Source organism: Microbacterium sp. Leaf203 (assembly GCF_001421275.1).
GTDB classification, from domain to species: Bacteria; Actinomycetota; Actinomycetes; order Actinomycetales; family Microbacteriaceae; genus Microbacterium; species Microbacterium testaceum_A.
The window spans coordinates 1,165,048-1,171,064 of sequence record NZ_LMKF01000022.1; the positions used below are offsets into that span (position 1 = coordinate 1,165,048).

Genomic DNA, 6,017 nt, shown 5'->3' on the forward strand with positions numbered 1-6,017 from the left:
GTCAGCTCTCGTTACCCGACAGGGGGACGGGATCTTTACGCTTCTTGCGGCGCGCCCACTCGGCCGGCTTGTCGGGGCCGTTCCAGACGGTGATGATGCCCCACACCACGGCGGTCAGGGGCACGGCCAGGAGGGTGCCGAGGATGCCGCCGATCGCGGTACCACCGGCCAGCACGACGAGCACGACGAACGAGTGCAGCTTCATCGAGCGACCCATGAGCACCGGCTGGAGGAAGTTGCCCTCGAGCTGGTTCACGAGCACGACGATTCCGACGACGATGAGGGCCACGATCGGACCGTTGGTGACCAGCGCGACGAGCGCGGCCAGGATGCCGGCGGTGACCGCACCCACGATCGGGATGAACGCGAGCAGGAAGACGAGCACGGCCAGCGGCAGCGCGAGCGGCACCTGCAGGATCGCGAGGCCGATGCCGATGCCGATCGCATCGACGGCGGCGACGGACGCCGTGCCGCGGACGTACGAGCCGAGGACGGTAACCGTCTTGTCGCCGATGCGACGGGCCCGCTCGTAGTCGCTGCCGTGGAACGGACGCAGGACGAACTCCCACATGCGGGGGCCGTCTTTGAGGAAGAAGAAGAGGATGACGACCATCAGCACGAAGCCCGTCACGAACGAGGCGATCGCACTCACGCCGGCGAGTGCACCGGTGCCGAAGGACGAGCTCGTGACGAAGCCCTGAATGCCCTGGATCGCCTGGTTGACCTGGTCTTGAGAGATCGCGAAGGGCAGCGTGTGGTACCAGTCCTGGGCCTGCTCGAAGCCCTGAACAGCCTGCGAGCTGAGGTAGTCCCACTGGTTGATGACGGCGTTGGCGACCAGCCAACCGAGCGCGGCGAGCACGACGACAACGGCGAGCAGAGTGAGCAGCGTCGCGATGACCGAGGGCACGCCCTTGCGGCGCATCCACATCGTGACCGGGCCGAAGGCGGAGGCGAAGATGAGCGCGAGTACCAGCGGGATGATGACGAGCGTCACCTGCTGGATGCCCCAGATGATCCCCGCGACGAGCACCACGACGACGATGATCTGCACGGCCCGCACCGCGAGCCGGCCGAACCCGTCGGCCCAAAGGCTCTTCGGCGGAGTCTGGACGGCCTGCGCGACGGAGTTGACGGCGTCGCGCGGCGCGGGGTGACGAGAGAACAGGCCCATGCTCACAAGGTAGCGGGGGCCTCCGACATGGGTGCGGAGGTTGCGCGCCATCCCGGGGGCGGATAGAGCGACGGATGCCGGGATCCCCGGCGTTCCGCGGGCCGCGGGCCCGCGCGGGCCCGCTCAGTCCGGCCACGGCATCCGGGACCGAACGCGCGCGACGTCATTGAGTGGAGTCGGCCGCCGGTCACCCGGCATCCGGGATCAGACGAACGCGCTCATGCCCGTGATGTCGCGGCCGAGCAGCAGCGCCTGGACGCTCTCGGTGCCCTCGTAGGTGTGGATCGCCTCGATGTCGGCCATGTGCTGCATCACGCCGTTCTCGAGCAGGATGCCGTTACCGCCGAGCAGGTCGCGGGCGATCGCGGCGACCCGGCGCGCGGCGCGGGTGTTGTGGTACTTCGCCAGCGACGCCTGGGTGGGGCGCAGGCCTCCCGACGACTCGAGGTCGGCGAGACGACGGCAGTACAGCTGCATCGCGGTGAGCTCGTCGAGCATCTGCGCGAGGCGTTCCTGCACCATCTGGAACTTCGCGAGGGGCTTTCCGAACTGCATGCGCTCGGTGGCATACGTCCGCGCGATCTCGTAGCAGGCGGTCGCGTGGCCGAGCGCCGACCAGGCCACACCCGAGCGCGTGGCGAAGAGCACGACCGACGCGTCCTTGAAGGTGTGGGTGCCGGGCAGCACGGCATCCGCGGGAAGACGCACGTCGTCCATCGCGATGTGAGCCTGGTGGATGCCGCGCAGCGACACCTTTCCGGTGATGACGGTGCCCGTGTAGCCGGGGGTGTCCTGCTCGACAAGGAAGCACCGCACGTTGCCGTGGTCGTCGCCTCCTTCGTTCTCGACGCGTGCCCACACGAAGGTGATGCCGCCGGAGGCGCCGTTGCCGATCCACTTCTTCGTGCCGCTGAGCGACCAGCCGTCGTCGGTGCGCGTCGCGGTGGTCTCGAGCGAGACGGAGTCGGAGCCGTGGTCGGGCTCGGTCAGCGCGAAGGCGCCCAGCACGGTTCCCTCGGCGAGGGGCTTCAGCCAGCGCTGCTGCTGCTCGGCCGAGCCGTAGAACGCGAGCGTCCGCAGTGCGAGCCCGCCCTGCACGGCGAGGGCGGTGGCGAGGGAGCCGTCGTGGCGCGAGATCTCCATGTTGACCAGACCCGCGGCGAGGGGCGAGGTGTAGGGCAGCTCGTCGTGCTCGATGCCGTCGGTGAACAGCTCGAGCTCACCCATGCGCTTCACGAGGTCGATCGGGTAGCTCGCGGCATCCCATTCGCCCTGCATGCGCGTGCCGACCTCGTCGGCGAAGGCCTTGGCGGTGTCCCACACGGCGCGGTCAGCGTCGGGGATGTCGGCGAACACCGCGTAGTAGTCGGTGTCGCGGCGACCGAGCAGGTCGTAGCGGGCGACGCGCTCACCGGGGAGCGTGCGGGCATCGGCGTCGATGGTCATGGGTCCCAGTATCGCGCATGTTGGTACTCGGTGTCACGGTTCTGGTAGCTCATCGCCCGATGAGTGTCCAGAACACGCGGACGATTTTCGGAAGTGTCCGGGCGTCTCGGACACTCAACGGTCAGGCGGGGCGGTCGAGCGAGCGGCCGCACCCCCGCGCTCAGCCCCGAGCGCCGCGCCCCGAACTCAGTCCCCGAGCGCCCCGCGCAGCCGCCGCGTGACCTCGGCCGCGGGCATGCGCCGCGGGAACGCCGCGACGATCAGGTCGTCTCCGGCCGCATCGTCCCCGTCGGGGTGCACGCCGTAGCGGCGCAGCACGTCGTCGAGGGCGCGACGAAGAATGGATGCCGGCACCCGCGCACCCCGCATCAGCCGCCGCAGCACGTGGTTGTGCACCGCCGTGACCGAGGCCGCGAAGCCGACGGCATCCAGGGGGTCGAGTCCGGGGAGCGCCTCGCGCAGGTACTCGTCGAAGAGGCGTTCGTAGCGGAACACCGTGACGATCTCGCGGTCGCGCAGGCCCGGGATCTGCCGCACGATCGCGTAGCGGCGCCGGGCCACCTCGGGGTCGGCGGCGAAGTGCCGGAACACCCGCACCGATGCCTCACACACCGCCGCCCACGGGTCGTCGTGCGGCTGCGCGAGGTACGCGCGCGTCTCGGTGAGCAGCACCTCGTGGTCGGCGAAGACGACGTCTTCTTTGCCGCCGAACTGCCGGAAGAACGTCGACCGCGACACTCCCGCCGCTTGCGCGATCTGCTCGACGGAGGTCTGGTCGTAGCCGTGCTCGACGAACAGGTCGATCGCTGCGGACACGACGGCCGTCCGGCTCGAGGGGGCGGCGCTGTCGGTCACGCCCCGAGCCTATCCGCGGCCCGCCTTCGCGCGCGTGAGAGGTCGAGAAGTGTCGCCGAGAGCATTTCCAGGCGACCGTGGTCGACCCCTCACGCGGGAGTAGACGATCCGGGCGATGGAGGCAACCGGATGCCGAGACCCCCGCGCCCGCGATGGGATGAACGCATGACCTCCTCCCTGTGGCACCGCGACCAGACGTCCGTCGACGGGACGCCGTTCGAACCCGACGCGCGGCACGATGTGGTCGTCGTCGGGGCGGGGATCACCGGTCTCTCGACCGCGGTGATGCTCGCCGAAGCGGGAGTCGACGTCGCCCTGGTCGACGCCGGCGAGGTGGGTCAGGGGGCGACCGGGACGTCGGTGGGGATGGCATCCCTTCTGCAGGGGACGACCCTCGCGGCGCTTCGCGCGCATCACCCCGCCGGACTCGTGAAGGCCTACGTCGACGCGAATCGCGCGGGGCAGGAGTGGCTCTCCGAGCGCGCCGGTGCCGCCGCCGACCGGCGCACCGCCTTCACGTTCGGTCGGGGCATCGCCACCGATTCGGCGATCGACGCGGTGCGCGACGCCGCGCGCGAGGCGGGGCTTTCCGTCCGCGAAGACGCCCCCTCCGACCTCGGCGGTCGCACGCCCGTGCGAGCCCTCGCCCTCGATGACCAGCTCGCCCTCGACCCCGCGGCGCTCTCGCGCACGCTCGCCGAAGCAGCCCTCGCGGCCGGGGCGACGCTGCACACTTGCGTGCGCGTGACCGACGTCCACGCCCTCCCCACCGGTCGCGTCGACACCGACCACGGCACGATCTTGGGCGACACCGTCGTGCTCGCCACCGGCACGCCCATCGCGCGCCGCGGCCTCTACGATCTCAAGACGCGCGCGCTGCGTTCGTGGGCGATCGCGTTCGAGATGGAGGGGGATGCCGAGGCCCCCGGCGGCATGTGGAGCGAGGTCGGCGCCGACGGCCGCAGCGTCGTCGCGGCACCGTCCTCGTTCGGACGCGGTGTTCTGCTGGTGACCGGGGCACGGCATCCGGTCGGCTCCGCCCCCTCGGAAGTCGCTCTCGCCGAAGGCCTCGCCGCCTGGGCCCGCCGCACGCTGCCGATCGGCGCCGAGATCGCCCGCTGGTCGGGCCAGGACTACCAATCGCACAACCTCGTGCCCTTCGTCGGAGGGATGCCGAGGGGCCTCGGACGCCTCCGCTTCGCCACCGGATACGCGGGGTGGGGGCTGACCAACGGCCCCGCCGCCGCGATGCGGTTGACCGACGAGATCCGCGGGGTCTCGCGCAGAGACCGCCCGCAGTGGATGCGCACGATCGGCACCCGCATGACCGTTCCCGCCGACCTCGGCCGGGGGATCGGCGAGGCGGGGCGGCGCGTCGGCGTGGCCGCGGGGGCGTTCGCTGCGGCGGCTCCGGCGCCGGTGAAGCGCCCGGCCGAGGGCGCCGGTCTGGTGTCGCGGCAGGGGCTCCGGACCGCGGCGGTCTCGACGATCGAGGGACAGACGCGCGCGGTGGTCGCCCCGGCCCCGCTCACCTGGAACGACGCGGAACGCTCCTGGGACAGCCCCGTCGACGGCTCGCGCTACGCGCCGGACGGCACGCGGCTCGAGGGTGCGGCATCCGCCGATCTGGGTGTGCGCGGGCGCTGAGGACGTGGCGGTCGCGACGCGGCGCTGAGACTGCATCTCGCTGACACATTCGCTGCAGGATGATGCTGAGTTGTCAGCGAAGTGCAGTTTCGAGGGCCCGGCGTCAGCTCTTCGCGCCGGTCAGCGCCAGCGCGCCGCCCAGGCCGATCATCATGAACCCGCCCGTGCCCGAGAGGGCCGACAGGCGCTTCGGCGACCCCGCGAACCACGTGCGCGCGGTGCCGGCGGCGAGGGCCCAGGTCGAATCGCAGACCAGCGCGAGCACCTGGAAGATCAGGCCCAAGGCGAGCAGCTGCAGCCACACGGCTCCCGCGTGCGGGTCGACGAACTGCGGCAGCACGGCGACGAAGAACGCGATCGTCTTGGGGTTGGTGACGCCGACGACGAAGCCCTGACGCAGGAGGGTCCAGCGCGACTTCGGGCTCGGCGCGGGGCCGGCGACGTGATCGCGGCGGTGACGGATCGCCTGGATGCCGAGCCACACCAGGTACGCCGCCCCGACGATCTTGAGCACGGTGAACGCCACGATCGACGAGGCCACGATCGCCCCGATGCCGAACGCCGTCGCGAGGATCGCGGGGATGTTGCCGATCGCGTTGCCGAGCACGCTGAGGAGCCCCGCGCGGCGGCCGAGTGCGATGGAGCGCCCGATCACGAACAGCACGCCGGGACCCGGGATGACGATGAGCACGAACGACGCCGCGACGAACGCCAGCAGGTTCTCGATCGGAGGCATGCGTGAACTGTACTGCCGTCGCGTTTCGGGGCGGTATCGCGCGTGGCGGGCGGTCATGAGGAGATTCCGGATGCCGCGACCCCGCTGCTGCGGCGGTGAGTTGCCGCGAATGGTGGGTGTGGGGTGCGCGGGCAGCCATGTGGGGCACGTGAGGCGGAT

5 protein-coding genes are annotated in these 6,017 nt (G+C 71.0%); 1 reads left to right on the forward strand and 4 read right to left on the reverse strand.

Annotated features, from left to right (window positions below):
- Nucleotide 1: 1 nt before the first annotated feature.
- The 3 genes from ASE56_RS06675 to ASE56_RS06685 all read right to left on the reverse strand — a co-directional run bounded on the left by ASE56_RS06675 (nucleotide 2) and on the right by ASE56_RS06685 (nucleotide 3,475).
- A complete protein-coding gene (locus ASE56_RS06675; protein WP_056226570.1) occupies nucleotides 2-1,174 on the reverse strand; it encodes an AI-2E family transporter in 1,173 nt (390 codons plus the stop codon).
- A 204-nt stretch (nucleotides 1,175-1,378) separates the two neighbouring features.
- Nucleotides 1,379-2,620 carry an acyl-CoA dehydrogenase family protein gene (locus tag ASE56_RS06680; RefSeq protein WP_056226571.1) on the reverse strand — a complete coding sequence of 414 codons (1,242 nt, stop codon included), beginning with the start codon at nucleotides 2,618-2,620 and terminating at the stop codon, nucleotides 1,379-1,381.
- Between the two features lie 186 nt (nucleotides 2,621-2,806).
- Entirely contained in the window at nucleotides 2,807-3,475 is a 669-nt protein-coding gene (locus tag ASE56_RS06685; RefSeq protein ID WP_056226574.1) for a TetR/AcrR family transcriptional regulator, read from the reverse strand.
- Nucleotides 3,476-3,640: 165 nt separating this feature from the next.
- Between ASE56_RS06685 and ASE56_RS06690 the strand changes: the two genes are divergently transcribed.
- Nucleotides 3,641-5,122, forward strand: coding sequence for an FAD-dependent oxidoreductase (locus ASE56_RS06690; RefSeq protein ID WP_056226576.1), 1,482 nt, complete (start codon nucleotides 3,641-3,643; stop codon nucleotides 5,120-5,122).
- A gap of 103 nt (nucleotides 5,123-5,225) precedes the next feature.
- On the opposite strand, the gene ASE56_RS06695 is transcribed toward ASE56_RS06690, so the two are convergent.
- The gene (locus ASE56_RS06695) at nucleotides 5,226-5,858 is read right to left on the reverse strand and encodes a LysE family translocator (RefSeq protein WP_056226577.1); all 633 of its coding nucleotides are present in this window, start codon (nucleotides 5,856-5,858) and stop codon (nucleotides 5,226-5,228) included.
- Nucleotides 5,859-6,017: the final 159 nt, after the last annotated feature.